This window comes from Streptomyces sirii (assembly GCF_045690365.1).
GTDB lineage: Bacteria > Actinomycetota > Actinomycetes > Streptomycetales > Streptomycetaceae > Streptomyces > Streptomyces sirii.
This window is the reverse complement of record NZ_CP147982.1, coordinates 7,417,230-7,443,376: the sequence shown is the minus strand read 5'-3', so window position 1 is coordinate 7,443,376 and position 26,147 is coordinate 7,417,230. Positions and strand designations below refer to the sequence as shown.

Sequence of the window (26,147 nt, the reverse complement as noted above, 5' to 3'; positions counted from 1 at the left end):
GCACGGCCCGTTCAGCGCTCGGCCAGCACCCGTGAGGCACCGACCGGCAGATCCCACAGTTCCTCGCGGGGCCGGCCGGTGGCGGCCCAGGCGGCGCGCACCCGGTGCAGCGGTTCCAGGGGCGGCTCGCCGGAGAGCAGGAAGGTCGACCAGTGCATCGGGACCAGCGATCGGGCACCCAGGTCCTGGCAGGCGCGCACCGCCTCCTCCGGGTCGGTGTGCACGGGGCGGAGCATCCAGCGCGGGTCGTAGGCGCCGATGGGCAGCAGTGCCAGGTCGATGCCGGGGTAGCGGCGGCCGATCTCCTCGAACCAGTGGCCGTAGCCGGTGTCCCCCGCGAAGTGGATCCGCCGCCCGTCGGGGGCGGTGAGCAGCCAGCCGCCCCACAGGGAGCGGCAGGTGTCGGTCAGGGTCCGCTTGCTCCAGTGGTGGGCGGGGACGAAGTCCAGGCGTACGGGGCCGCCGGGGGCGGGCAGTTCGACCGCCTCCCACCAGTCCAGGTCGGTGACGTGGGTGAAGCCGCGCCGGCGGGCCCAGCGCGCCAGTCCGGCGGGGAGCAGCAGCGGGGTGTGGCGCGGCAGCCGCTTGAGGGTCGGCGCGTCGAGGTGGTCGTAGTGGTTGTGGCTGATCAGGACGGCGTCGACCGGTGGCAGGTCCTCCCAGCGGACGCCTACGGGGGTGACCCGGGCGGGGGTGCCGAGGATCTTGCGGGACCAGACCGGGTCGGTCAGTACCGTCAGACCGGCGATCCGGATGACCCAACTGGCGTGCCCGGCCCAGGTGAGGGCGATGGTGGTGGCCGTGGCGGCCGGCATCGGGCCCGGTTCGAAGGGCAGTCGCTGGATCTCCAGGAGCGTCTCGGGAGGCGGGCGCAGCTTGCCCTCCCGGGCGATCCTGGCCAGTGCCCGCACACCGGGCAGGGGCGCGGTCAGCCGGTCGGTGAAGTCCCGTGGCCAGCTGCGGGGTTCGCCCAGGGGGCGGGGCTCGGCCGGCGGGGGCGGGGTGGCGTGCGGCAGGACCGGCGTGGCGACGGCGGTGGGGCCCGCGTCGGCGGTGACGGTGGCGGTGGCCGCTTCGGCGGTGGCGGTGCCCGCGTCGGCGGCCGGGCTCCCGCCGCGGTCCGCTCCCCCGCCCGCCGCGCCGTCGCCCTGGTCCGTACCGCTGCCCGCGCCGGCTTCGCCGCCCCCGTCGGCGCCGCCGGCCTGGGCGTGCGGAAGTCGCTCGGTGTCGGAGGACTGCTCGGCGAGGGAGCGCTCGGTCTGCTCGGTCATCGAGGGGCCCTTTCGGTGGACGGAACCATGGCGGGTGCGGGTCGGGGCGCGGACGGCGCTCGCGGGGCGGGCGGATCAGCCCGCCGCGGAGGCCGTGAGGGCGGCCAGTGCACGCGACAGCGCGGTCAGCGCCTCGGTGATGTGCGGGAGGTCCAGCGGATCCGGCGCGTCCAGGGCGCGTTGCCGCAGCTCCCGTTCGGCGCCCAGCAGGGCCTCGGCGCCCAGCCGTACCCGCAGGGCGCCGGGGTCGTCGCCGAAGCGGTGCCCGCCCAGCGCCGCCCAGGGGGCCAACTTCCGCTCCAGGGCGGTGGATTCGACGATGCCGCGGGCGGCGAGGGGGCGGCGCAGCGGTTCGAGGTCGACGTAGAGGTGGCTGCCGGAGCGCGGCGGTCGGCAGACCGCGCCGGCCTCGGTGACGATGTGGTGCAGGGCCGCGGCGAGCGTGCCGTAGACCCGGGCGGCCGCGGCCGTTCTGGCGCGTACGACGTCGGGCTCGCCGAGTGCGTGGGTGACGACGCAGCCGACGGGGCCCGGCAGCGGCGTACGGAGCGCGGTGAGCGCGTCCAGCGCGGCGGCCCGCAGGACGGCGCCGCGGTCGGTGGCCGGGAAGCGGGCCAGCGCGGCGGGCCAGGAGGCGGGCACGAGCGTGGCGCCGAGGTCGGTCAGCACCACGACCTCGTCGGGCAGTATCTCGGCGGGGCTGAGCAGCACGGTGTCATGCGGATCGTGCAGCAGATCGCGGCGGCTCTCGTCGCTGAGGACCCACATCCCCTCCCCGGCCGCCGCCTCGCAGACCTCGTGCAGTTGTTCGGGGGCCGGGCAGGTGCCGGTCGGGTCGTCGGCGACGGACAGGACCAGGACGCGCGGTGCGTCCCCGTGCATCCGGGCCCGGCGGACGGTCTCCAGCAGCGCGAACGGGTCGGGCACCCCGCCCGACTCCGCCGGTACGGGCGCCAGGTACACCTGCCGCCCGAGCAGCCGGGCGGGTGGCGCGTACGCCTCGGAGCAGGGCCGCGGCAGCACCACCCCGCCGTCGGCCGCGGCGTACAGCGTGAGGAGCAGGGCGGCCAGCCCGGGTGCGGCGAGCACCTGACCGGGGTCGGCGGCCAGGCCGCGGCGCGCCCAGTAGCCGCAGGCGGCGCTGCGCAGGGGGGCGGCGCCGCCCGGGGGTTCGGGTTCGGTGCGGTCGGCGGCCGCGGAGAGGTGTGCGGCGAGGTCCGGGAGGACCGGCAGGCCCACCGGCGGATCCGGCCGTGGATCCGGGGCGGTCCGCTGCATCCGTACCTCCACTCCACGACGGCGGGTCGATCGTGGGCCCATCACATGATGGGCGGCCCCGACCACCTTTGCAGATCCTTGGGGTGGGGCCCGGGGACGACACGTCAGCGGCGGCCTAATGGTCCGAGCGCGCCCTCTCGTAGCGGTGCACGGCCACCACCTCGCCCGCGCCCCAGTCCTGCCGCTCGGTGGCGCGGCGGACCCAGCCCAGGCGCTCGTAGAGGGCGACGGCCGAGGTGTCGGTGGTCTTCACCTCCAGTACGGGGCGCAGTCCGCGGGCGGCAGCCGCCTCCTCGGCGGCCCGCAGCAGCCGGCCGCCGAGGCCCGCGCCCCGGGCGGCGGGGGCGACGCAGAGCCGGCTGACCTCGCGTCCGCACAGCGCCACATGTCCGACGACCCGGCCGGCCGTCTCGGCGACCCAGGCCGCGGTCAGCCCGTCGGGGGTCAGCCAGCGCGCCGGGTCCCGCGGCCAGTGGTGCGGATAGCCGCTGTGGGTGTGCACCCGGGCCAGAACGTCCACACAGGCGTCGAGGTCGGTGTCCTGCCGTCTTCGGATCATCGGGGCATCGAAGCACGGTTTCCCGCCCCACGGGGTACAAGGAGGCCCATGCGATCGCTACTGACCCGTCTCGACCGTCGGACCTTCGATCTCATCGCGGCACGCGAGTGGCCGGGGGCCCAGCGGGTGCTGCCCCGGTTGACCCGCAGCGCCAACCACGGACTGCTGTGGTTCGGCCTGGCGGCCGGTGCGGCCGCGCTGGGCGGGCGGCCGGCCCGCCGTGCCGCGCTGCGCGGAGTGGCCTCGCTGGCCGTGGCGTCGGCGACGGTGAACACGCTCGGCAAGCGCTCCGTACGGCGCCGGCGCCCGCTGCTGGACCCGGTGCCGGTGATGCGCCAGCTGACCCGTCAGCCCCTCACCTCCTCCTTCCCGTCCGGCCACGCGGCCTCGGCGGTGGCCTTCGCGTCCGGGGTGGCGTTCGAGAACAAGTGGTGGGGTCTGGCACTGGCGCCGCTCGCCGCGTCGGTGGCGTTCTCCCGCGTCTATACGGGCGTGCACTATCCGGGTGATGTGCTGGCCGGGGCCGCGCTGGGCGCGGGCGCGGCGTTCGCGGTGCGGGGCATCGCGCCGACCCGCGCCCAGCTGGCGCCGCCCGCCCGGCCGCGGGCGACGGCGCCCGCGCTGCCCGGCGGCCGCGGCCTGGTCGTGGTGGCGAACCAGGGGGCGGGGCAGCGCACCGGCCCCCGCCCGGACCGGGTCGGGGAGGTGCACGGGGTGCTGCCGCACGCCGAGGTGACGGTGTGCGGGGGGCCGGGCGGGCAGCCGCTGGCCGAGGCGCTCACCGAGGCCGCGGAGCGGGCCCGGGAGCTGGGCGGCGCGCTGGGGGTGCTCGGCGGGGACGGCAGCGTCAACGCCGCGGCGGCGGTCGCGATGCGCTACGAGCTGCCGCTGGCGGTGCTGCCCGGCGGGACCCTGAACCACTTCGCCTACGACCTGGGGATCGAGACGCATGCGGAGGCGGCGCGCGCCGTGGAGGGCGGGGAGGCGGTCGCGGTGGACCTGGCGTGGTTCGGGGCCGGAGCGCACGGGGAGGGTCGGTACTTCCTCAACACCTTCTCGATCGGCGTGTATCCGGAGTTGGTGCGCATCCGGGAGCGGTGGGCCGGCCGGATCGGCGCCTGGCCGGCCGGGGTCCTCGCGGCGTGGGAGGTGCTGCGCACCGCCGAACCGCTGACCCTGCGGATCAACGGTGAGCGGCGCGCCGTGTGGATGGTGTTCGCGGGCAACTGCCAGTACCGGGGGCTGGGGTTGTCGCCGGTGCGCCGGCACGACCTGGCGGACGGGGTGCTCGACGTACGGGTGGTGCACGGCGGCCGGCTGGCCCGCACCCGGCTGCTGGTCGCCGCGCTGACCGGCTCCCCGCGCAGCACGCCGGTGCTCGGCGAGGCGCGGCTGTCGCGGCTGCGGCTCTCCGGGCTGCCGCAGGGCGGAACCGTCGCGTTCGACGGCGAAGTGACCTCCGGGGCGGACGAGTTGATGCTTCAGAAGGAGCGCGAGGCGCTGACGGTCTATCGGCTGCTGCCCGACCGGCCGGCCGCCGCTCACCCCTCGCTGCCCGAATAGCAAGACGCCACTCTCATGATGCGAGATACCGGCGTACGGTGGACACATCCGCCGGAGCATGCGAAGGAGAGTCGGCCATGCCGCAGAAGTCCGCCGTCTACACCCACGGCCACCACGAGTCCGTACTGCGCTCCCACACCTGGCGCACCGCCGCCAACTCGGCCGGATACCTGCTGAGTTCGCTGCAGCCGCAGATGCAGGTCCTGGACGTCGGCTGCGGTCCGGGCACCATCACCGCCGATCTGGCGGCGCTGGTGCCGCAGGGGCGGGTCACCGGGCTGGAGCGGGCGCCCGAGGTGCTGGCGCAGGCGCGCGAGACCGCCGCCGGGCGGGGCCTGACGAACGTCCGCTTCGAGGTGGGCGATGTCCACGCACTGGACTACCCCGACGACACCTTCTGCGTGGTGCACGCCCATCAGGTCCTGCAGCACGTGGGCGATCCCGTCCAGGCGCTGCGCGAGATGCGCCGGGTGACCAAGCCCGGCGGGATCGTCGCCGTCCGCGATGCGGACTACTCGGCCATGACGTGGTACCCGGAGGTCGCGGGGATGGCCGACTGGCAGCGACTGTATCTGCGGGTGGCCCGCGCCAACGGGGGCGAGCCGGACGCCGGGCGCCGGCTGCACGCCTGGGCCCGGCAGGCGGGTTTCGCGCCGGAGGCCGTCACCGCCACCGCCGACACCTGGTGCTATCGGACCCCGGACGAGCGGTCCTGGTGGAGCGGGCTGTGGGCGGACCGCACGGTCGACTCCACGTACGCGCGGATCGCGATGGAGAGCGGGCACGCCACCGAGGAGGAACTGCGACGGATCGCGGCGGCCTGGCGGGCCTGGGGCGCCGAGGAGGACGGCTGGTTCGCCGTGCTGCACGGCGAGATCCTGTGCCGCGCCTGAACGGACGTGCACCACAAGGCTCTTGTGCTCCGGGGCGAAGAGCGGACGGATGAGGGCCAACTGATCGCGCATGAGCGGGCCGCCCAACTAGGGTTGCCCGTATGGATATTCTGGGGACCTCATTGCGGGTGTGCGTCGGTGATCTCAATGCCGCGATCGGCGTCTACGAGCGGCTGACCGGCGCCGAGGCGATCCGCTTCCAACGCGGTGGGGTGGCGGTCGCGGCCGTCGGGTGCTTCTTCCTGATGAGCGGACCCGAGGCGGAGTTGTCGGTACTGCGGAAGATCACCGCGACCCTCGCCGTCAAGGACGTGGACGAGGCGCTGGCCGATCTGACGGCGGTCGGCGCGGACATCATCGCCGGCCCGCTGCCGACCCCCATCGGCCGCAACCTGGTGGCCCGCCACCCGGACGGTTCGATCTTCGAGTACGTCGACCGCAAGGGCGGCGAGGGCGCGGAGGCCTGAGCGGCCTTCCGCACCCCGCTGGTCCCTCCTCGCCGACCGGCCGTCAGGACACCTCAAGGACGATCTTGCCGCGGGACCGGCCGGCCATGCTCCGGCGGAACGCCTCGGCGGCCTCGGACAGCGGGAAGACCGCGTCGACCGGAACGGTCAGCTTCCCGGAGTCCGCGAGCGCGCCGAGCGCGGCCAGATCGTCGGCGTTCGGACGCACCCACACCATGTGGCCGCCCTTCGCCGTGACCTCGCCGTCGGCGACGGACACCACCCGGCCGCGGTCCTTGAGCAGCTCCTGCGAGACGTCCACGGCGCCGCCGCCGACGAAGTCCAGGGCCACATCGACGCCTTCGGGCGCCAGCGCACGCACCCGGTCGGCGAGACCGTCGCCGTAGGTGACCGGCTCGGCGCCCAGGGACCGCAGGAAGTCGTGGTTGGACTCGCTCGCGGTGCCGACGACGCGGGTGCCCTGGGCGACCAGGATCTGCACGGCGAGCGATCCGACGCCGCCGGCGGCCGCGTGCACCAGGGCGGTCTCGCCGGCCTTCGTGCCGACCCGCTTGATCGACTGATAGGCCGTCAGTCCGGCGAGCGGCAGCCCGGCGGCCTGCTGCCAGCCGAGCGCGGCGGGCTTGCGCGCCAGGGTCCGCACCGGCGCGGAGACCAGCTCGGCGAACGTGCCGTGCTGGACCTCGTCCTTGCGGACATAGCCCATGACCTCGTCACCGATCGCGTACTCGGTGGCGTCGGCGCCGACCGCCTCGACGACCCCCGACACGTCCCAGCCGGGGATGAGCGGGAAGTGGCTGTTCATGATCGGGTCCAGATAGCCGGCGACGATCTTCCAGTCGACGGGGTTGACCCCGGCCGCCTTGACCCGGATCAGTACCGAGTCCGGAGCCACCTTCGGGTCGGGCAGGTCGGAGTAGGCGAGGACTTCGGGGCCGCCGTAGCTGCTGGCGCTGATTGCTTTCATGGTCCGCCCCAACGTGGAACGACCGGGGAACATTCCAGCGTGTGGCGACGATCACCGGATCGGCCTACGAAGCGGCGCTGAGCGCTCGTCAGCCGGGCTGCGCGCCGAGCGAGCGCAGCAGGAACGGCAGCAGCTCGCGGATCGCCGCCTCACCGGAGGAGGGGCCGTCCGTGCCGGAGCGGTGCGCCGCGTCGGGCGTCAGGAACAGGCGGCTGACCATCGAGCCCACGACCAGGTCGGCGAGCACATGGGCGTCCTCCAACGGCGGGATGTCCCCTCGGGCGACCGCGCGGTCCACCACGGTGGCGGCCCGGTCGCGGACCGGCTCGATGATCGCGGTGTCCAGCACCCGGGCCAGCGCCTCGTTGTGCGCGGACTCGCCGATCAGGACGTGCAGCAGCCGGCCGCCGGGGCCCTCCAGCGTCTCGGCCTTGTCCCGCAGCAGCGCGGCGAGGTCGCCTTCGAGGCTTCCGGTGTCCGGCTGCGGGCCGAGGTCGCTCGCCCAGCGGACGGCGGTGCCCACGACCAGGTCCTCCTTGGAGCGCCAGCGGCGGTAGAGGGTCGCGGTGGAGACGCCGGCCCGCTTGGCGACCGCCGCCGTGGTCAGCCCGCCGTAGCCGCTCTCCTGGAGGACCTGGACGGTGGCCTCCAGCAGGGCGCGGTCGCGTCCGGCGTCCCGCGGGCGCCCCCGGCCGCACGTCGGCCCGGCTGCGGTCTGGTTGCTCTCGGTACGTTCGCCCACACCGGGAGTCTACCGACCTCCAATTTCGAAACGAAAAGTTTTCGTTTCGTGTAGCCTCGGCGCCATGACATCCCACGCCTCCGCCCCGGACCTGGACGCCGCCGCCGTCGTCGACCGGCTCCGCACCACCTTCGCCACCCGTCGCACCGTCTCGCCGGACTGGCGGCGCGGACAGCTGACGGCGCTGCGCACACTGCTCACCGACCACCGCGACGACCTCCTCACCGCGCTCGCCGCCGACCTCGGCAAGGGCCCCGAGGAGGCCTACCGCACCGAGATCGGCTTCACGGTCAACGAGATCGACCACACCCTCGACCACCTCGACGACTGGCTGGCGCCCCGCCCGGCGGAGCTGCCCGAGCGGCTGCTCCCCGCGACCGCGCGGGTGGTCCGCGAGCCGCTCGGCGTCGTCCTGGTGATCGCCCCCTGGAACTACCCGCTGCAGCTGGCGCTCGCCCCGCTCGTCGGCGCGCTGGCCGCGGGCAACTGCGCCGTCGTCAAGCCCAGCGAACTCGCCCCCGCGACCTCCGCCGCGATCGCCCGGCTGCTGCCGCGCTATCTGGACGCCGAAGCGGTGACCGTCGTCGAGGGCGCGGTCCCGGAGACCACCGCCCTGCTGGCCCAGCGCTTCGACCACATCTTCTACACCGGCAACGGAGCGGTCGGCCGCATCGTGATGGCCGCCGCCGCCCGGCATCTGACGTCCGTCACCCTGGAGTTGGGCGGCAAGAGCCCGGTCGTCCTGGACCCGGGCACGGACCTGGCCGCGGCCGCCCGGCGGCTGGTGGCCGGCAAGTTCCTCAACGCCGGCCAGACCTGCGTCGCCCCCGACTACGTCCTGGCCATCGGCGACACCGCCCGCGCCATCGAGCCGCACCTCGCCGAGGCCGTACGCGAGGCATACGGCGCCGACCCGGCCGCCGCGCCCGAGTACGGACGGATCGTCGACGAGCGGCACTTCGACCGGCTGACCGCGCTGCTCGACAGCGGCCGCACGGTCACCGGCGGCACCCACGACCGCGCCGGCCGCTATCTGGCGCCCACCGTCCTCGCCGATGTCTCCCCCGACGCCCCCGTCATGCGAGAGGAGATCTTCGGCCCGGTCCTGCCGATCGTGCCGGTGCCCGACCTGGACGCGGCGATCGCCTTCATCAACGACCGCGACAAGCCGCTGGCGCTGTACGCGTTCACCGACTCCGACGACACCAAGCACCGGCTGCTGACCGAGACCTCCTCGGGCGCCCTCGCCTTCGGCCTGCCGGTCGCCCATCTCACCGCGCCCGACCTGCCGTTCGGCGGGGTCGGCGAGAGCGGCATGGGGCGTTACCACGGCGAGTACTCGCTCGACACCTTCAGCCACACCAAGGCGGTGCTGGACAAGCCGCTGGGGTGAGGGAAGGGTGCGGCGCAGCCGCGAGCGGGCACCGCGGCGCACCACACCGCCGGTACGCGACCGGACCGGCCCGCTCCGCCGACCGCGGCCGGGCGGTTCGGCGGGCGTCAGCCGCCGGCGGGGTCCGACTCGTCCGCACCGGGGGAACCCGGTGCGGACACCGGCCGCATCCGGTACTCGTACCGCTCCGGGAGCGGATGCAGGGACCGGGCCGTGGCGCGTACCTCCTCGGTGACCGGCCTGCCGGACGCGACCAGTTGCTCGGCGACGGCGTACCAGGTGTCGCTCAGCGTCTCGTCGCCCTCCCTCAGATCGGCGATCTCGAAGCCGGCGTCGAAGATCTCGCGGGCCGCGGCCGGCCGTCCCTGGGCGAGCGCCACCCGTGCGGTCAGCAACCGGAAGCGGCCGTCGGCCAGTTCGGCCGGCGGCAGCGCGGACAGCAGCCGGGCGGCCTCCTCGGTGCGGCCGGCCGCGAGCAGCGCCGGCACCGCCTCCCGGGCGAGCGCGGTGCGCACCGCGCACCAGGAGAGCGCCTGGGGACCGTTCGCCGCGGCCGCCTGCTCCGCCGCGGCGCAGGCCTGCGCGAACCGGTCGGCCGCGCGGGCCGGCTCGCCCGCCGCCCGCTCCGCGACGGCCAGGCAGTACAGCGGCAGCGCAGCACCGCCGTACCCGGTCGCGCGCTCCCAGCTGCGGACGGCCTGGGCACGGTCGCCGGCCTGCCACTGGGCGAGGCCCAGGTGGTAGTCGACGGCCGGGCCCGGCGGTGCGGACTCCAGCAGATCGCGCCAGGCCGGTGCGGTCGGCGCCGATCCGGGCACCGGCCCCGCGGCCGGCAGGTCCCCGGTGCGCAGCAGCGTCAGCCACGGCTCCTGCTCCGGGCCGAGAGCGGCCGCGTCGAACGGCGTACCGGGCAGGCCGAGGCCGGCCCGGGCGACCTCCAGCGCGCCCCAGCCCGACCCGTTGGCCAGCGACTCCTTGGGGTCCAGGTCCGCGTACGGCAGCCAGGCGGCGTGGGCGGCGTCGACATCGGCGCGCGGCAGGGCCTCCTCCAGCCGGGCGGCGACCTCGCCGCGGGCCGCCGCCCAGTCGGCGCCGTGCACCGCCGAGGGATCGGCGGCCAGCGGTCCGTAGGCCTCCAGCCAGGTGAACTCCCCTCCCCCGTCGAGCGGTAGGTGTTCCAGCTGGGTACGGGCCAGCCCGGCCTGGATCTCCGCGTAGCCGCCGGTGCCCGGCTCGGTGAGCCACCGCTGCCAGCGCCGCCCGGCCCGCCCGGCCCCCCACAGGAAGAGCTTGCGGCCGCGCAACGCGTCCGTGGAGGTCTGCACCAGGCCGCGGCCGTCCTCGTCCAGCGCGGTGACCCAGCGGCGGGCGCCGTCGGGCACCTCGTAGAAGTAGTCCGCCGGAAACTCGCTGCGCAGCGGGTAGGTCCGGTCCGCGCCACCGGAGTGCGGGACCGGCACCCGGCGCAGCACCCGCTCGTAGCCGAAGTGCCAGGCCTCGTCGGCGGGCGCCAGTACCCGGCCGCCCACCGCCTCGGGGACCGCGATGTTGGACCACCAGTAGACCGGGACCGTGTGGTGGTGGGGATTGCGGATCCGCACGCCCACGTACAGGAAGTCGGAGCCCTCCGGCAGCCACAGGTCCACCTGGAAGGGCAGATCGCGCAGCCGCTCCCACTCCCACAGGCGCAGCATCTCCCCGCCGTCCGGCGCCGGGACGCGGGCGGCGTGCAGCGGGGCGCAGGAGAGGGTGGTGTGGCCGGTGGCGCCGATGTTCCACTCGATGCCGCCGGAGAACCAGGCGCCGTTGAGCGCGAAGGCGGCGGGCTGCCACACCGGGTTGCGGTAGAGCAGTTCGCGGTCGGAGGGCTTGTGGTGCAGGGAGTACACCCGCCCGCCGAGGCCGGGCAGGACGGTGGCGCGCAGCCGGTCGTTCTCGACGACCAGCGCGTCGAGGTCGGTGCTGCGGCGGTTGCGGCCGTATCCGTCGCGCATACGGGTCGGCAGGATCGAGCGCAGCGGCTGATAGCCGATCTGACGGGCCATGTCGGTGGGCAGGCCGGCGTCTTGGGGGATCTCGACGCGGTGCGGGTCCCGGCCGCCGTCGAGCGCCGGGAGGGGGTTGTCCGGACCGAGGGGGGAGGCGGGAAGGGTCAGGGTGGTGCGTCGCACAGTCGTGGCCACGGCTGCCTCGCAATGCTGGACCGGGCCGCCTCGGCTGCGGCGGCCTCCGATTTGCCCATGGAACCTCGCGATCGCCGGTCTGAACAGGCCTTCTTGCGGCCGGCCGAGGTCAGGGTTGCGCAAAGATCCCTTCAAGGAGGCCGGTGAGCAAGGCGGCGCCGCTCCCCTCGGGGTCGCGGTCCGGGTCGTAGATGGTGACGTTGATGCCGGCGCAGCGCGGCGACGCGGCCAACGGGCCGAGCAGCTCGGCGAGTTCGCCCGTCAGCAGACCGCCCGGATCGGGGCTGTCGACGGCGGGCATGACGGACGGGTCGAGGACATCGGCGTCGAGATGGATCCAGAAGCCGTCGAGCGGCGGCTTCTGGAGGTGGACGAGGGCCTCCCGCGCCACCGCCTCCGCGCCGCGCCGCCGGATCTCGCCGACCGGGGTGTGGCTGATGCCCAGCCCCGCCAGCTCCTCCTGGTCCTCGTCCGCGTCCCGGATGCCCAGCAGGCTCACGTCCTCGTCGCGCACATACGGCCGCAGCCCGTCGATGTCCGTGAGATCCGCCTGGCCCCGTCCGGTGATCTGCGCGACGCCCTCGCCGGCCGCGGCCCCCAGCGGTCCCGACAGCGCCACGTTCCCCGGATGCCGGAAGTCGCCGTGCCCGTCCAGATACGCCACGCCGTACCGCCCCAGCCGCCGCAGCGCGAGCACCGCGCCGAGCAGGATGCTGCAGTCCCCGCCCAGCACCACCGGGAAGTCCCCACCGCGTACGTGCCCCCCGACCCGCTCCGCCAACTTGACGGTGTACGCGGCGATGGCGGCGGCGTTGAAGTCCCCGTCCACGCCCTCCCGCCAGTCCCCCAGGTCGTACCGCGGCGGCACCACCACTCCGCCCTCCAGCGCGCCGAGCCGGCGCAGCAGCCCCTGTTCGCGCAGCGCGCCGGCGAGCTTGTGGCAGCCGGGGACGGTACCGGGCGCGGGCGGCCGCAGTCCCAGGTTGGAGGGGGCATCGATCACTACGGTGCGGCGCATGCCGAAATCGTCACACAGGAGCCCGGGAAAATGGAGCGACCCCGGAAGATCAGGCGAAATACCCTGTCGGTCCGATCCGGTCACCAACAGCCGCGCAGGCGGACGGAAGAGGACACCGATGAGCGCCACCCAGCACACCTACCGAGTGATCGTCCGTGGCAGATGGGACGGTCTGACGGAGGAGGCACGGGCGAAGCTGCTCTCGGAGGTGGCCGACCACGGTCTCGCGCAGCTCCGGTTCACCCCCGAGGGCTCGCTGGCCTACGACGCCACGCTGACCTCCTTCACCTACCGCTACGTCATCGTGTCCGACGCGGCGGACGGCGAGGAGATGGCGGCCGCGCTCGCCGAGGACCGGGCCGAGACCGCGCTGCGGTCGGCCGGTCTGGGCTTTCGCGAACTGCGGTCCAGGGCCACCGACATGGACACCATGAAGATCAATCGCAGGGGCCGGTAGGCCCGGCCTCGTCCGGGCCCGGCTCGTTGAACCGCAGCCGGTTGCCGAAGGGGTCGGTCAGGGTCAGGCAGGTGCCGATCTCGTCCTGTTCCAGTCCGGGGCGCAGATACGGATAGTCCTTGGCCGCCAGCTCGGCGTGCAGCGCGCGGACCCCGCTCAGCTCGGTGTAGACGGTCGAACCGGGCGTCGCGTCACCGTGGTGCTCGGACAGGTGCAGTACCAGGTCGCCGCGCGAGACCTGGGTGTACAGCGGCATGCCGGGCTCGAAGCGGTGTTCCCAGTCGACGGTGCAGCCGAGGTAGTCGACGTAGAACTCATGGGCCTTGGCCACGTCGAAGATCCGGAAGACCGGGACCGTGCGGCGGAAGACGATGTCCATGCCGGACAGCGAATCACACCTGCTCGTCGGACGCCTGCTCGGCATCGGGCAGCATCTCGCTGGTGATCGCCCAGCGCTCGTGGTCGCGCCAGGCGCCGTCGATGAACAGGAAGTCCGGGGAGAAGCCCTCCAGACGGAAACCGGCCCGTTTGACCAGGGCGATCGACCGTTCGTTGGCGGGCTGGACATTGACCTCCAGGCGGTGCAGACCCAGCCGCTCGAAGGCGTGGTGGAGCACCAGCCGCAGCCCCTCGCCCATCAGTCCGCGGCCCGCCGCGTGGGCGAAGGCGCCGTAGCCGAGCGCGCCGCAGCGGAACGCGCCGTGCACGATGTTGTTGATCGTGACATAGCCCGCGATCCGGCCGCCGGCGAGCTCGCAGATCAACAGGCCCTCGCGGGACGGCTCCTGGAGCCTTCGCAGATAGGCGTCGTAGTCGGCGACGGCGGCCGGCGGGAAGAGCCACGGGTGGTGCATCCGGGCGCTCTGGCGGGCGGCGGCGGTGAACTCTTCCCGGTCGGCGGCGGTGAAGTGCCGGATGCCCACCCGCGGGCCTCGTGCCAGGTAGGGGTCGCTGGTCGTCATCGGCAGATCGTACGCGCCGGGTGTCAGCCCAGGGCTGCCGCGTCCCGTTCCGCGGCGCTCGGCGCGGCGAGCGCCAGCCGGCGGTGGGTGCGGCGCAGCATCGTCCGGGCCATGAAGGGGTGGACGCGGCGGACCACGGCGAAGTAGAGCCGACCGGCGGTGTTGTGGACGCGGACGACCGTGCCGAGCGTGACCCGGCCGTCCGCGACCAGGATCGAGGCACGGAAGTCCAGGTGCCGGGCGTCCTCGCCGAGCAGTATCTCGCCGCCGGCCGCCGCGGGGAGGTCCCCCCGGTCGGCGCGCCCGACCTCGGGGAAGGACGCTCCCCGCAGCACGTTCCGCCAGGCCGCCGGCTCGCGCGGCATGCCGGGCAGCAGCTCCATCTGCCAGGCGTCCTGGAAGTCGGTGCGCGGGAAGGCCTGGTGGGCCAGCCGGGCGGCGGCGGGCAGCGCCACGGCCCGGGGGCGGGCCCAGAGCAGGCGGTTGAGCAGCCGGGCGCGCGGTGAGCGGCGGACCGGGGCCGCGAGGCGGCCGGTGGCGGCTCGTTCGATGTTGTCGAAGATCTCCTCGACCATGGTGGCGTGCACCGGGCGGATCGCCGTGGTCCACAACAGCAGCCGACCGAAGGGCAGTTGGCTTTCCAGGACGTGTTCCACCCGGCAGCCGTCCGACCCCAGGGGCCGCACGGTGAACTCATGCCAGCCGCCCGCCCCCTCCGTGAAGTCGAAGCGGATCCGGCGGCCGGGCTCGTAGGCGCCGACGCGGTAGCGGATCCGGCCGTGCCCGCCGTCGGCGCCGACGCCCAGCGGGCGGTCGAAGCGCAGTGCCGGCCACACGGGCGTCGGGAAGAGCGGGTCGCGGTCACTGCCGATCCGGTCGAGCAGGGCGCCGACGGCCTCGGCCGGGGCCGCGACGGTGCGGACATGGACGTCTCGGACGGTATGCACGGGACACCTCCATACGGTGGCGTATGTTTTTCCATACGGTACCGTATGGACATGGTGCGACCACGAGCGAAGGAGCCCGCCGGCAGCGGTGCGCGGCGGCGGCTGACCGCCCTGGACTGGGCCGATGCCGCCCTGGCGGCGATGGGCGAGGGCGGGATCGCGGCGGTGGCGGTGGAGCCGCTGGCCGCCCGCCTGGGCACCACCAAGGGCAGCTTCTACTGGCACTTCGCCAACCGGGACGCCCTGGTCGAGGCCGCGCTCCGGCGCTGGGAGGAGCTCGGCACGGAGGCCGTGATCGGCGAGGTCGAGGCTGAGCCCGAGCCCGTCGAGCGGCTGCGCCGACTGCTGCGCCGCGCCACGGACTCGGCCGCCGAGAACCCCCTTGAGGTCTCCCTGCTGGCGACCGCCGCGCAGCCGCGGGTGGCCGCCGCGCTCGCCCGGGTGACCGAGCGGCGCATCGGCTATGTCGCCTCGCTCTTCACGGAGCTGGGCTTCCCGGAGGACGAGGCACGGCGCCGCGGCCTGCTGGCCTACACCGCCTATCTGGGGCACACCCAACTGGGTCACGCGGTCCCGCGGTCCCTGCCGGCCGGCGCCGCACGCGACCGCTATCTGGACGGGGTGATCGACACCCTGGTGCGCCCGGCGTGACCACCACCGGGCTGTCCGATCCGCGACTCGCCGTACCCGCCGACACGGCCCCCATCAAGCCCGGTGGCGATACTGTGCAAGGCCTGATCGAACTGCCGCTGACCTGGCATCAGCCAGGCCGGGAGACGGAAGGAAAGGGGTCCGGGATGCGGATCACCATCGACAGCGAGGTCTGTATCGGCTCCGGTCAGTGCGCCCTGACCGCGCCGGGAGTGTTCACCCAGGACGACGACGGATACGGCACCGTGCAGCCCGGCAGTGAGGACGGCGCGGGCGACCCGATGGCGCGCGAGGGCGCCCGCGCCTGCCCCGTGCAGGCCATCACGATCGCGGACGACTGAGCCGGTCCGCTACCGCAGTCCCCCTCGGGTGACGGGGAGTTCGAGGACACCGGTGTCCTCGGGCGTGCTGGTGACGGTCACCGGCTTCACCCCCCGATTGCCCGCGTAGGCGTCGTCGCTCGCGGCGATGACGAAGCCCAGCCGGTGCCCCGGCTCGTAGCGGTGCACGATACCCGGCAGTTCGACGGAGAAGCTCCGGGTCACATCGGGCACCCGCGCCGGGGCCACCAACCGGTTCACCAGGGTCTTGGTGCCGTCCGGAGCGATGTCGTAGAGCTTGGCGAAGAGCACCAGCCGGTCGGCGGCGTCCGAGGACTCCTGAGCCCGCTCCGCCGCCGGCGAGTCCACCTTGAGCGTGACCCTGGGCGCGCCCACCACGTCCACCGGACGACCCCCCACCGGCGCGGACGTCCAGGCCAGATGGGTGCCCGCGGTGTCGAACGGCGCCGCGTCCGGCAGCCCCAGCATGCTGGACAGCGAGCTCTCCGAATGGCTGGTGGCCATCGGCAGATTACGGTACGTGCGGCTGCCGGGCACCACCTTGCTGCGGTCGTCGACCAGCGTGCCGTCCCCGGAGAGGTACAGCCGCCGGCCGTCGGCCGCCGGGACGCTCGACGAGGTGGCGTAGGTGGGTCCGTCGGTCACCCAGTCCCGGTAGTAGGCGAAGGCCGGCCCGGTGTCGGTCTTCTTGTGGTGGCGCAGATAGCGGTCGAACCAGGCGAGGATCCGCCGCCCGACATAGCTGCCGCCCACGTTGCCCTCGGCCAGGTTCAGTTCGCCCGCCGCCGGCTTCCTCATCCCACCGCTGTGGCCCCACGACTGCCAGATCATCTTGGCCGGGGTGCCCTGTGCGGTGAGGGTCCGGTAGGTGGCGGTGGCCTCGTTGAGGTTGAACAGGGTGTCCGCCTGGCCCTGGATCAGCAGCGTCGGCGCCGTGACCGACTTCAGATACGAGACCGGCGAGACGCTGCGCGCGTAGGCGAGCACGGCCTGGGTCTGCTCGGCCGGGTACGTCCCCGAGTCCAGCAGCCGCTTGGTGGCACAGGCCCGCTCGACGAAGTGCAGACAGCCCGCTCCGCCGGTGCGCGAGGCGTCCAGGTTCGGGTGGAGGAGCCCCTGCGACTCCCCCAGGAGGAAGAACCCGTTGGTCCACTGCCACTTGTAGGCGCCGGGCAGCTGCCCGCTGACGCCCTCGGTGCGGCCGGCGTTGTTGGGGTCGAGGGAGTAGGAGAGGTCGTTCCAGGTGATGAGCGGGACCAGGGCGTCGACGCGGTGGTCGACGGCGGCGGTGGCCAGCTGGATCGCCCCGCCGTAGGACCCGCCGATCATGCCCACCCGCGGATCGCTGTTGCCGTCCTTGGCGACGTAGTCGACGCGGGTCCCGTCGTCGGCCTTGCGGGTGCCGGCCAGCATGTCGAGCAGCCGGCTCGCCGTCCGGCCGTCGACCCGCGGGTCGTCGAGGGAGATCGGACAGCCGGTCTTGCCGAAGCCGAGGCCGGAGTAGGCCAGCGCCACATAGCCGCGCGCGGCGAACGCCCTGGCGATCGCGTCGGTCGCGCCGTCCGCCTTGCTGCCGCCGAAGCCGTTGGTGGTCAGCACGGCGGGCGCGGGGTGTGCCGCGTCGACTCCGGTCGGGCGGTAGACATCGGTGTCCAGGGTGCATCTGCGGTCGCCGGCCCGGACCGTGATCTTCAGTGCGGTGACGGTGTACGGGTCGGCGGCGACGACCGCGGCCGCGGGGGCGGAGAGGACGAGCGGCGCAGCGAGGGCGGTGCCGGCCAGCAGGGCGAGGGATGTGCGGAGCAGGGAGCGGGAGAGTGCTCGGGACTCGCTGGGCACCAGGACCTCCACAAGGACATGTCGTACCAACCAGTCGGTAACGGCGCGCTCATGTTGTGACACGAGTAACGGTCAAGTCAACGCTCATGACCCGCGTTTCTGACAGGACATCAGTTCGCAGGCGTCCGACCGGCGGACGGGGGGGCGCGGCGGCCGCCGCGTCAGACCAGCGCCGGCCCCGTGAACCGCAGCGTGCCGGCCGTCGCGTCCAGCTCCGCGGCGACGCCCAGCGGAACGGTCAGGGCGGACTCCCCGTGGCCGAAGCCGAACTCCTCGACCACCGGCACCCCGAGCCCGCCCAGCCGGTCCCGCAGCACCTCCCGCACCCGCTCGTACGGTCCGCAGCGCGCCCAGGAGCCGAGCACGACCCCGGCGACGCCGTCCAGCCAGCCCGCCCGCAGGAGTTGGGTGAGCGCACGGTCGATCCGGTACGGCGGCTCGCCCACGTCCTCCAGGAGCAGCAGGCCGCCCGAGGCGCCGCGCCTGGCCTGGCGGGTGCCCAGCTCGCTGGCGAGCATCGTCAGACAGCCGCCGACGGTGACCCCGCGGGCCCGGCCCTCCACCAGCGGCCGGGCCGTGGCCGAGGCCAGCGTGCGGACGGTCTCCGGCGCGAAGAGCGTGCGCCGCAGCTGCTCGCGGGTGGCGTCGTCCTTGAGGAAGACCTCGCCGGCGACGGCCGGGCCGTGCAGCGTCGCGACACCGGCGCGCACCGCGAAGGCCTCGTGCAGCACCGTCACATCGCTGAAGCCGATCAGCGGTTTGGGGGCCGCGGCCCGGAGGGCGGACCAGTCCAGCAGGTCGACCATGCGCTGTGCGCCGTAGCCGCCGCGGGCCGCGAACACCGCCTTGACGGACGGATCGCACCAGGCGGCCTGGAGGTCGCGGGCCCGGTCCTCGTCACCGGCCGCGAGATATCCCAGCGTGCCGTGCGTGCCCAGGACGTGGGGCGCGGCGACCGGATCGAGGTCCCAGCCGCGCAGCACGTCCAGCCCGCGGTCCAGCCGGTCGGCCACGATGGGGCCGCTGGGCGCGACCACCGCCACCCGGTCGCCGGCCCGCAGCCGCGGGGGCCGGCGCAGCGCCGCCGCGGTCATCCGCGCAGCTCCAGCGCCGGGATGTCGCCGCGGGTGAAGCCGAAGGCCTGGGCGTACAGGGAGAGTTCGGCCTCCACGGCGCGGATGATGGTGTTCGCGCGGCGGAAGCCGTGCCCCTCGCCGGGGAACGCCAGGTAGGCGTGCGGTATGCCGCGCCCGGCGACCGCGGCGAGGAAGCGTTCGCACTGGGCGGGCGGGCAGATCACGTCGTCCAGGCCCTGGAGCAGCAGGAACGGTGCGGCGATCCGGTCCGCGCGGTGCAGCGGCGAGCGCTCGCGGTAGCGCTCGGGCACCTCGGCGAGCGGACCGACCAGCGACTCCAGGTACTGCGACTCGAAGTCGTGGGTCTCGCCGCCGGCCCAGCCGGTGAGGTCCAGGATCGGATAGCTGATGGTGCCGCAGGCGTAGAGGTCGGTGGTGGTCAGCGAGGCGGCGGTGGTCCAGCCGCCGGCGCTGCCGCCGCGGATCGCCAGCCGGGCGGGGTCGGCGGTGCCCTCGTCGGCGAGGGCCCGGGCGACGGCCGCGCAGTCCTCGACGTCCACCACGCCCCACTGGCCGCGCAGCCGCTCGCGGTAGGCGCGGCCGTAGCCCGTCGAACCGCCGTAGTTGACCTCGGCGACGCCGATGCCTCGCGAGGTGAAGTAGGCGATCTCCAGGTCGAGCACCAGCGGGGCACGGCCGGTGGGGCCGCCGTGCGCCCAGACCACGAAGGGCGGCAGCTCGCCCTCGGGGGCGGTGTGGTCGGGGCTGTGCGGCGGATGGATGTGAGCATGGACGTCCCGCCCGCCGGGTCCGGTGAAGGTGCGGCTGTGCGGCCGGGGGTAGTAGGCCGGGTCCAGTACGTCGACATGCCGGCAGGCGATCGCCCGGGCCCGTCCGGTGCAGGTGTCCAGCTCGACGATCTCGTAGGAGCGGTGCGGGCCGGCCGCGATGCCGACGACGCGGCTGCCGTGTACGGCGAGGGTGGGCGCCCACTCCGTCCAGGGCCCCGCCGCGTCGACGAGGTCGCCGCTGACCGGGTCGAGGATGCCCAGGGAGGTCGTGCCACGGCCGTGGACGACCGCGACGGTGCCGTTGTCCAGGGGCAGGAACCAGCGCTGTCCGACGTTCCACAGCGGGCCGCCGAACTCCTCCTCCCGGGCGGGGCACAGCGCGCGGCCGGCGACCACGCCGTCGCCGGCCGGGTCGGGGTCGATGCGCTGCAGTTCCCACCAGCCGCTGAGGTCCGAGACGAACAGCAGCGAGCCGTCGGCGGCCCATTCGATCTGGGCGACGGACTCACCGCTCTCCGTGTCGCCCCGGGCGTCGGTGCCGAGATCGCCGACGAGCGGCCGGATGTCCTCGAACCTGCCCCCGTCGGTGATCCGGGCGACCATCACCACGGTGCCGTCCCAGGGCATCTGCGGGTGGTCCCAGGCGATCCAGGCGGCCCGGCGCCCGTCCGGGGAGATCCGCGGGCCGGTGACGAACCGATGCCGGTCGTCGCTCAACTCCCTTACCGCGGTGCGGTCTTCGGCCGCCGAGCCGTCGAGCGGCACGGCCGCGATCACCCGACGGACATCCGTCGGTCGGTCACCGGTGAACTCCTCCAGGACGCACCACACCTCGCCGAGTTCCGGGCGCAGCACCGGATCGACCCAGCGCAGCCCGTCGCCGACGGCGGAGAGCGGGGTGAGCGGGCGCGGCGCGGCGCCGCCGTCCGGCTCGTGGGCGTAGAGCCGCTGGTCGGCGAAGTCGCTGAAGACGACCAGCGGGCCGCGGTCGGTGACGGTGCCGGCCCAGGGCTGGCCGCCGTACTCCAGCACCCGGCTGCGGACGTTCCAGGGCGCCGGCAGCACCGGCCGCCGGGTGCCGTCCGGCAGCCGGCGGACCAGCGCCCGCCGGCCGCCCTCGTCGGGCCGCGGCTCCGTCCACCACACCTCGTCGCCGACCACACCGACGAAGGCCGGGCGGCCGTCGTGTGCGGCGACGGTGCGGGCATCCATCGGGGACGCCCAGGTGCCGTAGGGAGCGGTGGTCACCATGCAGCAGTTCCTCTCGTGGGCCGGTCGGGCAGGTCCCGTCCGGTCAGGCCAGGCGCAGGAAGTGGTCCAGCACCCGGACTCCGAAGTGGAGTCCCTCGACCGGTACCCGCTCGTCCACGCCGTGGAAGAGCGCCTGGTAGTCGAACCCCTCGGGCAGTTTCAGCGGCGAGAAGCCGTAGCCGGTGATGCCCAGCCGGGAGAACTGCTTGGCGTCCGTGCCGCCGGACATGCAGTACGGGACGACATGACCGTCCGGGTCGAAGCGCTCGATCGCGGCGCGCATCGCGGCATAGGTCGGGGAGTCGACCGGGGCCTGCAGGGCGACCTCGCCGTGGTGGTACTCCCAGCTCACGTCGGGCCCGGTCAGCTCGTCCATGGTGGTACGGAACTCCGCCTCACCGCCGGGGACGACCCTGCCGTCCACGTAGGCGACGGCGGACCCGGGGATCACGTTGACCTTGTAACCGGCCGTCAGCATCGTGGGGTTGGCGCTGTTGCGGATCGTCGGCTCGACGAGCTTGGCGCACGGGCCGAGCCGGTCGAGCAGCGCGTCGACGTCGAAGCCGGGCGCCTCGGCGTCCACGTCGACGCCGCGCAGCGCGGCGAGTTCGCGCAGCGCGGCGCGGACGGTCGGAGTCAGCCGGACCGGCCAGGAGTGCTCGCCGATCCGGGCCACGGCGGCGGCGATCCGGGTGACGGCGTTGTCGGGGTTGACCTTCGAGCCGTGCCCCGCGCGGCCCTGGGCGGTCAGCTTCAGCCAGGCCGTACCGCGTTCCCCTGCCGCGATCGGGTACAGCTGCATCCCGCCGCCGGCGTGGAAGGTGAACGCCCCGGACTCGCTGATGCCTTCGGTGCAGCCCGCGAGGAGATCGGCGTGCCGGTCGGCCAGGAAGCCCGATCCGTCGTCGGCGCTGGCCTCCTCGTCGGCGGTGAAGGCCAGCACGATGTCGCGCCGCGGCCGCACTCCGCCGCGCGCCCAGTGCCGTACGACGGAGAGCACCATCGCGTCCATGTTCTTCATGTCGACGGCGCCCCGCCCCCAGACCACGCCGTCGCGGACCTCCCCCGAGAAGGGGTGCACGCTCCAGTCGGAGGGCTCGGCGGGCACCACGTCCAGATGGCCGTGGACCAGCAGGGCGTCGGCCGCGGGGTCGGTGCCCTCGATGCGGGCGACGACGTTCGTCCGGCCCTTGGTGCGCTCCAGCAGCGTCGGCTCCAGCCCGGCCCCGGCCAGCTGCTCGGCGACGTACTCGGCGGCCGGCCGCTCCCGGCAGGCGCCGTCGCCCGCGTTGCTGGTGTCGATCCGGATCAGGTCCGAGGTGAAGCGCACCACCTCGTCCAGCGCCTGCTGGTCGACGCCCGGGGCGGGCTCGGCCGCGGGGTCCGCCATGATGTCCGCCTCAGCCATACGCTTCCTCCACGGCCGACGACACGACGGTGGTCACCGTCTTGAAGCACCGGATGGCTTCGTACATGTTCTGACTGGTATACGCCACGCGCCGTTCCCCGCTGCGCTCCACGCCGGGCACACAGCTCGCGACGACCACCAGATGCTCGGCGTCGAACTCCAGCTCGAAGCGGTGCGGTCCGCGCCGGACGGGTTCGTGGCGCACCGCGAGCGCCGCCCCCTTGCGCGCCCCGGCCCGGATGTCGGCCGCCGTGCGGGCCGGCGGCCGGCAGACCGCCGCATAGCGCGACACGTAGTCCTTGACCGCCACACCGGGCGCCTGCGGGGCGTAGCCCAGCGCGTCCTGGCAGGTACGGTCGTCGCCGGTGACCAGCACCACCGGTACGCCGTACTCCGCGACGACAAGGGAGTTCAGGTAGCCCTCGCTCGCCCGGGTGCCGTCGACCCAGACGCCGGTGAGCGTGTTGGCCAGGTAGGTGTGCGCGAGGACGCCTTCGGTGCCGGCCGCGGTGTGGTAGCCGACGAAGGCGATGCCGTCGACATCGCCGTGCTGTACGCCCTCGACCATGCTGAGCGACTTGTGCTTGCCGGTGAGCATCTGGGCGCGCTCGTCGAGCTGTTCCAGCAGCAGATTGCGCATCGACCAGTGCGCCTCGTTGACCAGCACGTCGTCGGCGCCGCCGTCGAAGAACCCGGCGATCGCCGCGTTCACGTCGGAGGTGAACATCCGTCGACAGCGCTCCCACTGCGGAGTGCCCGGCAGCACGTCGGCGGGCCAGGTGACGCCGGTGGCGCCCTCCATGTCGGCGGAGATGAGGATCTTCACATTCACCAGTCCTATCGCGGCTAGGCGGCGGTACGCACGATTCCCGACATCACTCGTCAACAACATTTTCGAGGCGGCGAACGGATTCCCCACCCTAACCAGGGCCTTCGGTGTGACGCCCCGTCCAGCACCTTCCAGGACCGGCCAGTTGGCCGCAGCGGCGCCGTCCGGATGGCGCAGACGCGCCGGAACGTTCGCGCGGCGCCCCGACCTACACAGTTTCTGTCGCAAAGCGGAAGGTCTTCCGCCAGAATTCGGACGGAGTTCCGACGGACATCTGTCAGCTGCCGTCGGCACTTGCCGGGTGAGGTAGAACAGCCCGGACCGGCCTCCCACAGGATGAGACAGAGGCAGAACGATGAGCAACGCACTCAACGACGTCTCGTTAGCGCAGCCCGGCGACACACGGGCAGACGACCACGATCAGCTCGCGATCCTCACCGATCTGATCACGCAATCACTTTGCGACCGCAATCCACGCTTCCGGGATTGCCTGGGACACGACACTCGTACGCAGGTCACCCGGCTGATCGCGGAGGTGCTGCGCAACGGCCGCCCACTGCCCGACACCGTCAGGGCGGTCGTGCTGCGGACCGACACCGACATCCACCTCGTCGCGTCCGCACTGGGCGACTGCCTCGTCAGCTCGCCCGGCGAGGCACCGGGCCTGCTGATCCCCGGCGCGCTCGCCGACGACAGCGGCGGCCGCGCCCGACTGAAGGGCGTGCTGCGGCACCGCGCCGCCGCGGTCGGCCATGCGGTGCCGGCGCACGACGCCGCCGCCTCCGTACGGTCCGCGGCCCGCCTGCTGGCCCTGGCGTCCGCGCACGACGGCCCCGACGCCGGAGTGATGTTCGTCGACGACCACCTCTCCTCCCTCGTCCTGCTCCAGGACGAGTCGCTGGCCCGTACGCTCGTCGCGCGCCGCCTGCGCCCGCTGGCGGGCCTGTCCCCGGAGCGGTGCGAGCGCCTGGAAGCCACCCTGCTGGCCTGGCTCGGTGGGATGGGCGCCCCGGAGATCGCCAAGGCGCTCGGCATCCATCCGCAGACCGTGCGCTACCGGATGCGCCAGCTGGAGAGGCTCTTCGGCGCGCGGCTCCGCGACCCGCTGACCCGGTTCGAGATCGAGATGGCACTCCGCAGCCGCCGGCTGCTGGCGGTCGCCCACCGCCGCCGCGCGGCCGCGACCCGCCGGCGAGCCGCGACCGGGGCCCGCCGCCCACTACCGCGCTCCTAGAGAGCGCCGAAGACACCGAAGACACCGCACTCCCCCGTGTCCGATTTGGCGAATCTCACACACCGGCCCACACCACCAAACCCGGACAATCCACCCCATGTGCCCGGAGGCGCCGCGCAGCCGCCCCGTATCGTCCACCCCCATGCACAGATCACGCATATCGACCTGCGCGCGCCGCGGGCTGGCCACCGTCGTGGCTGCCGGGTCGCTGCTCACGGTGCTCACCACGGCCACCCCGGCCGCGGCCGGCACCGCCACCACCCCGGTGGACGGCGCCAAGGTCGTGTGCACCTCGCAGAAGCCGGGCCTGGCCCCCGCCCTGTCCCATGACATAGCCGTCGCCCTCGACAGCCACGAGGGCGCCGCGGCGCTGGCCGTCTACGACCGGCGCACCAGGACCCGCTGCGATTTCCAGGCCGGCGCGCACTTCGACTCGGCGAGCGTGGTGAAGGTGACCGTGCTCGGGGCGCTGCTGCGGCAGGCCGAGGAGGCGCACCGCCGCCTCACCCCGCGCGAGGTGCGGCTGACCACCGCCATGATCACCAAGTCGGACAACGCCTCGACCTCCGCGCTGTGGCGGCAGCTCCGCCCCGCCGGCGTCCAGCACTTCCTGACCCTGGCCGGGATGCGGCACACCGTCCCCGGCACGGGCGGCGCCTGGGGCCTCACCCAGATCACCGCCGCCGACCAGCTCACCCTGATGCAGCTGCTGACGACGGACAATCCGGTGCTCACCCGGGCCTCCCGCGGCTATGCGCTCGACCTGATGGGACACGTCGTCCCCGAACAGCGCTGGGGAGCGCCCGCCGGCGCACCGGCCACGGCGACCGTCCACGTCAAGAACGGCTGGCTGCCGCGCAAGACCGACGGCTGGCGGGTGAACAGCGTCGGCGCCTTCACCGGCGGCGCCCACGACTACGGCATAGCCGTGCTGTCCACCAAAAACCGCACCATGGACGACGGCGTGGACGCCGTGGAGAGCGCCGCCCGCGTCATCCACCGCGATCTGTCGCGCTGACGGCCCCGGTCCCCGCGATACGACTTTGCACTCCCCAGGGTGACCGGTTGCCCCGATGTCCCCCACGGGCGGCGCGAGCGGCGATATCAACGCCGCATGATCAAGGCAGACCTCACGGGAGTTCCCGAAACGGCGTTGTGGACCCTCTATCACCGGGCCGCCGAGGCCGCCCGCCCCGGCACCGTGCTGCCCGACCCCCGCGCCGTGGAGCTCGTCACCGAACTGGACTTTCCCTTCCGGGAGCGGCTGGGCACCGCCCGCCCCTGGGTGGCGCAGGCCCTGGCCCTGCGCGCCCTCGCCTTCGACCAGGTGGTGCGGGAGTTCCTCGCCACGCACCCGGACGGCACCGTGATCGCGCTCGGCGAGGGCCTGGAGACCCAGTTCTGGCGGGTGGACAACGGCCGCGTCCGGTGGGTCACCGTCGACCTGGCCGACCCGTTGGAGCTGCGCGAGCGGGTACTGCCCCACGGTGACCGGCAGCGGCTCGTCGCCGGCGACGTCCGCGACAGCCGGTGGACGGCGGGCATCGACGCCTCGCGCGGGGTCCTGGTGACCGCCCAGGGGCTGCTGATGTACCTGCGGCCCGCGGAGGTGACCGAGCTGATCGCCGCCTGCGCCGACGCGTTCCCCGGCGGCACGCTGCTCTTCGACTCCGTCTCACGGCGCTTCGCCGCCCGCACCCGCGCCGGCGCGAAGGGACCCGGCGGCCACCGCCTGCCCCCGATGGCCTGGGGCATGGACGCACACGAACGGGACCGGCTCCGCAGCGCCCATCCCGCCATCGGCGACGTGGCCGACGTGCGGCTCCCCGCGGGCCGCGGGCTCCTCGGCTACCTCGCGCCCCGTGCCGCGGCCGTGCCCCTGCTCCGCGGCGACCGGCCCCTGATCACCCGGCTGCGCTTCGGTGCCGAGGCCGCCCCGCAGCAGCCGCCACCACCCGCTCGGCGAGCCGCGCCGGACGCTCGGCGTTGATCTCGGCGGTGGGCCCGCGCCTCGGGCCCACCGGCCG

Annotated in this window: 25 protein-coding genes; 10 read left to right on the top strand and 15 right to left on the bottom strand. The window is 74.0% G+C overall.

Annotation, left to right across the window (positions count from 1 at the left end; genetic code table 11):
* Window positions 1–11 precede the first annotated feature (11 nt).
* From WAB15_RS33120 to WAB15_RS33110, 3 genes are all read right to left on the bottom strand, one after another.
* Window positions 12–1,271 carry an MBL fold metallo-hydrolase gene (locus WAB15_RS33120; protein ID WP_399148950.1) on the bottom strand — a complete coding sequence of 420 codons (1,260 nt, stop codon included), beginning with the start codon at window positions 1,269–1,271 and terminating at the stop codon, window positions 12–14.
* A gap of 75 nt (window positions 1,272–1,346) precedes the next feature.
* Entirely contained in the window at window positions 1,347–2,549 is a 1,203-nt protein-coding gene (locus tag WAB15_RS33115) for an aminotransferase class I/II-fold pyridoxal phosphate-dependent enzyme (protein ID WP_407288496.1), read from the bottom strand.
* A gap of 115 nt (window positions 2,550–2,664) precedes the next feature.
* Window positions 2,665–3,108, bottom strand: a complete 444-nt coding sequence (locus WAB15_RS33110) for a GNAT family N-acetyltransferase (RefSeq protein WP_399148948.1) — start codon at window positions 3,106–3,108, stop codon at window positions 2,665–2,667.
* Window positions 3,109–3,156: 48 nt separating this feature from the next.
* On the opposite strand from WAB15_RS33110, the gene WAB15_RS33105 reads away from it, so the two are divergent.
* The 3 genes from WAB15_RS33105 (at window position 3,157) to WAB15_RS33095 (ending at window position 6,031) form a co-directional block, all read left to right on the top strand.
* Window positions 3,157–4,671, top strand: a complete 1,515-nt coding sequence (locus WAB15_RS33105) for a phosphatase PAP2 family protein (protein ID WP_407288495.1) — start codon at window positions 3,157–3,159, stop codon at window positions 4,669–4,671.
* Window positions 4,672–4,748: 77 nt separating this feature from the next.
* Window positions 4,749–5,564 (top strand): class I SAM-dependent methyltransferase, encoded by an 816-nt coding sequence (locus WAB15_RS33100; RefSeq protein WP_407288494.1) that lies wholly within the window; start codon window positions 4,749–4,751, stop codon window positions 5,562–5,564.
* Between the two features lie 101 nt (window positions 5,565–5,665).
* Window positions 5,666–6,031 carry a VOC family protein gene (locus WAB15_RS33095; RefSeq protein ID WP_393489983.1) on the top strand — a complete coding sequence of 122 codons (366 nt, stop codon included), beginning with the start codon at window positions 5,666–5,668 and terminating at the stop codon, window positions 6,029–6,031.
* A 43-nt stretch (window positions 6,032–6,074) separates the two neighbouring features.
* Here WAB15_RS33095 and WAB15_RS33090 read toward each other — a convergent pair whose 3' ends face one another.
* Window positions 6,075–6,998, bottom strand: a complete 924-nt coding sequence (locus WAB15_RS33090; RefSeq protein ID WP_407288493.1) for an NADP-dependent oxidoreductase — start codon at window positions 6,996–6,998, stop codon at window positions 6,075–6,077.
* Between the two features lie 88 nt (window positions 6,999–7,086).
* A complete protein-coding gene (locus WAB15_RS33085; RefSeq protein ID WP_407288492.1) occupies window positions 7,087–7,740 on the bottom strand; it encodes a TetR/AcrR family transcriptional regulator C-terminal ligand-binding domain-containing protein in 654 nt (217 codons plus the stop codon).
* Between the two features lie 64 nt (window positions 7,741–7,804).
* On the opposite strand from WAB15_RS33085, the gene WAB15_RS33080 reads away from it, so the two are divergent.
* A complete protein-coding gene (locus WAB15_RS33080) occupies window positions 7,805–9,133 on the top strand; it encodes an aldehyde dehydrogenase family protein (RefSeq protein ID WP_407288491.1) in 1,329 nt (442 codons plus the stop codon).
* 107 nt (window positions 9,134–9,240) lie between these two features.
* Here WAB15_RS33080 and WAB15_RS33075 read toward each other — a convergent pair whose 3' ends face one another.
* Together WAB15_RS33075 and WAB15_RS33070 are read right to left on the bottom strand one after the other, a co-directional pair.
* A complete protein-coding gene (locus WAB15_RS33075) occupies window positions 9,241–11,316 on the bottom strand; it encodes a DUF5107 domain-containing protein (RefSeq protein WP_407288490.1) in 2,076 nt (691 codons plus the stop codon).
* Between the two features lie 109 nt (window positions 11,317–11,425).
* Window positions 11,426–12,334, bottom strand: a complete 909-nt coding sequence (locus WAB15_RS33070) for an arginase family protein (RefSeq protein ID WP_399148941.1) — start codon at window positions 12,332–12,334, stop codon at window positions 11,426–11,428.
* Window positions 12,335–12,452: 118 nt separating this feature from the next.
* Between WAB15_RS33070 and WAB15_RS33065 the strand changes: the two genes are divergently transcribed.
* Window positions 12,453–12,791, top strand: coding sequence for a DUF6204 family protein (locus tag WAB15_RS33065; protein ID WP_407288489.1), 339 nt, complete (start codon window positions 12,453–12,455; stop codon window positions 12,789–12,791).
* Here WAB15_RS33065 and WAB15_RS33060 read toward each other — a convergent pair.
* The 3 genes from WAB15_RS33060 to WAB15_RS33050 are packed head-to-tail and all read right to left on the bottom strand — an operon-like array spanning window position 12,772 to window position 14,700.
* Complete coding sequence (locus WAB15_RS33060) at window positions 12,772–13,170, bottom strand: glyoxalase superfamily protein (protein ID WP_399148940.1); 399 nt, start codon at window positions 13,168–13,170, stop codon at window positions 12,772–12,774. The two genes, WAB15_RS33065 and WAB15_RS33060, sit on opposite strands and share 20 nt — an antisense overlap.
* Window positions 13,171–13,183: 13 nt before the next feature.
* A complete protein-coding gene (locus WAB15_RS33055) occupies window positions 13,184–13,753 on the bottom strand; it encodes a GNAT family N-acetyltransferase (RefSeq protein WP_399148939.1) in 570 nt (189 codons plus the stop codon).
* Between the two features lie 23 nt (window positions 13,754–13,776).
* On the bottom strand, window positions 13,777–14,700 hold the full coding sequence (locus tag WAB15_RS33050; RefSeq protein WP_407288488.1) for a DUF2867 domain-containing protein: 924 nt from the start codon (window positions 14,698–14,700) through the stop codon (window positions 13,777–13,779).
* A gap of 45 nt (window positions 14,701–14,745) precedes the next feature.
* On the opposite strand from WAB15_RS33050, the gene WAB15_RS33045 reads away from it, so the two are divergent.
* Both WAB15_RS33045 and WAB15_RS33040 read left to right on the top strand, forming a co-directional pair.
* Window positions 14,746–15,351 carry a TetR/AcrR family transcriptional regulator gene (locus tag WAB15_RS33045; protein ID WP_407288487.1) on the top strand — a complete coding sequence of 202 codons (606 nt, stop codon included), beginning with the start codon at window positions 14,746–14,748 and terminating at the stop codon, window positions 15,349–15,351.
* A gap of 146 nt (window positions 15,352–15,497) precedes the next feature.
* Complete coding sequence (locus tag WAB15_RS33040) at window positions 15,498–15,692, top strand: ferredoxin (RefSeq protein ID WP_399148981.1); 195 nt, start codon at window positions 15,498–15,500, stop codon at window positions 15,690–15,692.
* A 9-nt stretch (window positions 15,693–15,701) separates the two neighbouring features.
* Here the strand turns inward: WAB15_RS33040 and WAB15_RS33035 are convergent, their stop codons facing one another.
* The 5 genes from WAB15_RS33035 to WAB15_RS33015 all read right to left on the bottom strand — a co-directional run bounded on the left by WAB15_RS33035 (window position 15,702) and on the right by WAB15_RS33015 (window position 22,883).
* A complete protein-coding gene (locus WAB15_RS33035) occupies window positions 15,702–17,531 on the bottom strand; it encodes a CocE/NonD family hydrolase (RefSeq protein WP_407288486.1) in 1,830 nt (609 codons plus the stop codon).
* Window positions 17,532–17,692: 161 nt separating this feature from the next.
* Window positions 17,693–18,625 (bottom strand): LD-carboxypeptidase, encoded by a 933-nt coding sequence (locus tag WAB15_RS33030; RefSeq protein ID WP_407288485.1) that lies wholly within the window; start codon window positions 18,623–18,625, stop codon window positions 17,693–17,695.
* A complete protein-coding gene (locus WAB15_RS33025; protein ID WP_407288484.1) occupies window positions 18,622–20,649 on the bottom strand; it encodes a prolyl oligopeptidase family serine peptidase in 2,028 nt (675 codons plus the stop codon). The genes WAB15_RS33030 and WAB15_RS33025 overlap by 4 nt, the downstream gene beginning before the upstream one ends.
* A 43-nt stretch (window positions 20,650–20,692) precedes the next feature.
* Window positions 20,693–22,039, bottom strand: a complete 1,347-nt coding sequence (locus WAB15_RS33020; RefSeq protein WP_407289335.1) for a M20/M25/M40 family metallo-hydrolase — start codon at window positions 22,037–22,039, stop codon at window positions 20,693–20,695.
* Between the two features lie 10 nt (window positions 22,040–22,049).
* Window positions 22,050–22,883, bottom strand: coding sequence for a M55 family metallopeptidase (locus WAB15_RS33015; RefSeq protein WP_399148979.1), 834 nt, complete (start codon window positions 22,881–22,883; stop codon window positions 22,050–22,052).
* A gap of 358 nt (window positions 22,884–23,241) precedes the next feature.
* Here WAB15_RS33015 and WAB15_RS33010 point away from each other — a divergent pair, with 358 nt between their 5' ends.
* The 3 genes from WAB15_RS33010 to WAB15_RS33000 all read left to right on the top strand — a co-directional run bounded on the left by WAB15_RS33010 (window position 23,242) and on the right by WAB15_RS33000 (window position 26,110).
* Entirely contained in the window at window positions 23,242–24,120 is an 879-nt protein-coding gene (locus WAB15_RS33010; protein WP_399148933.1) for a helix-turn-helix domain-containing protein, read from the top strand.
* A 142-nt stretch (window positions 24,121–24,262) separates the two neighbouring features.
* Window positions 24,263–25,138: a serine hydrolase gene (locus WAB15_RS33005; protein ID WP_399148932.1), complete on the top strand. Its 876-nt coding sequence runs from the start codon at window positions 24,263–24,265 to the stop codon at window positions 25,136–25,138.
* 96 nt (window positions 25,139–25,234) lie between these two features.
* Window positions 25,235–26,110, top strand: a complete 876-nt coding sequence (locus WAB15_RS33000; protein WP_407288483.1) for a class I SAM-dependent methyltransferase — start codon at window positions 25,235–25,237, stop codon at window positions 26,108–26,110.
* The last annotated feature ends 37 nt before the right edge of the window (window positions 26,111–26,147 follow it).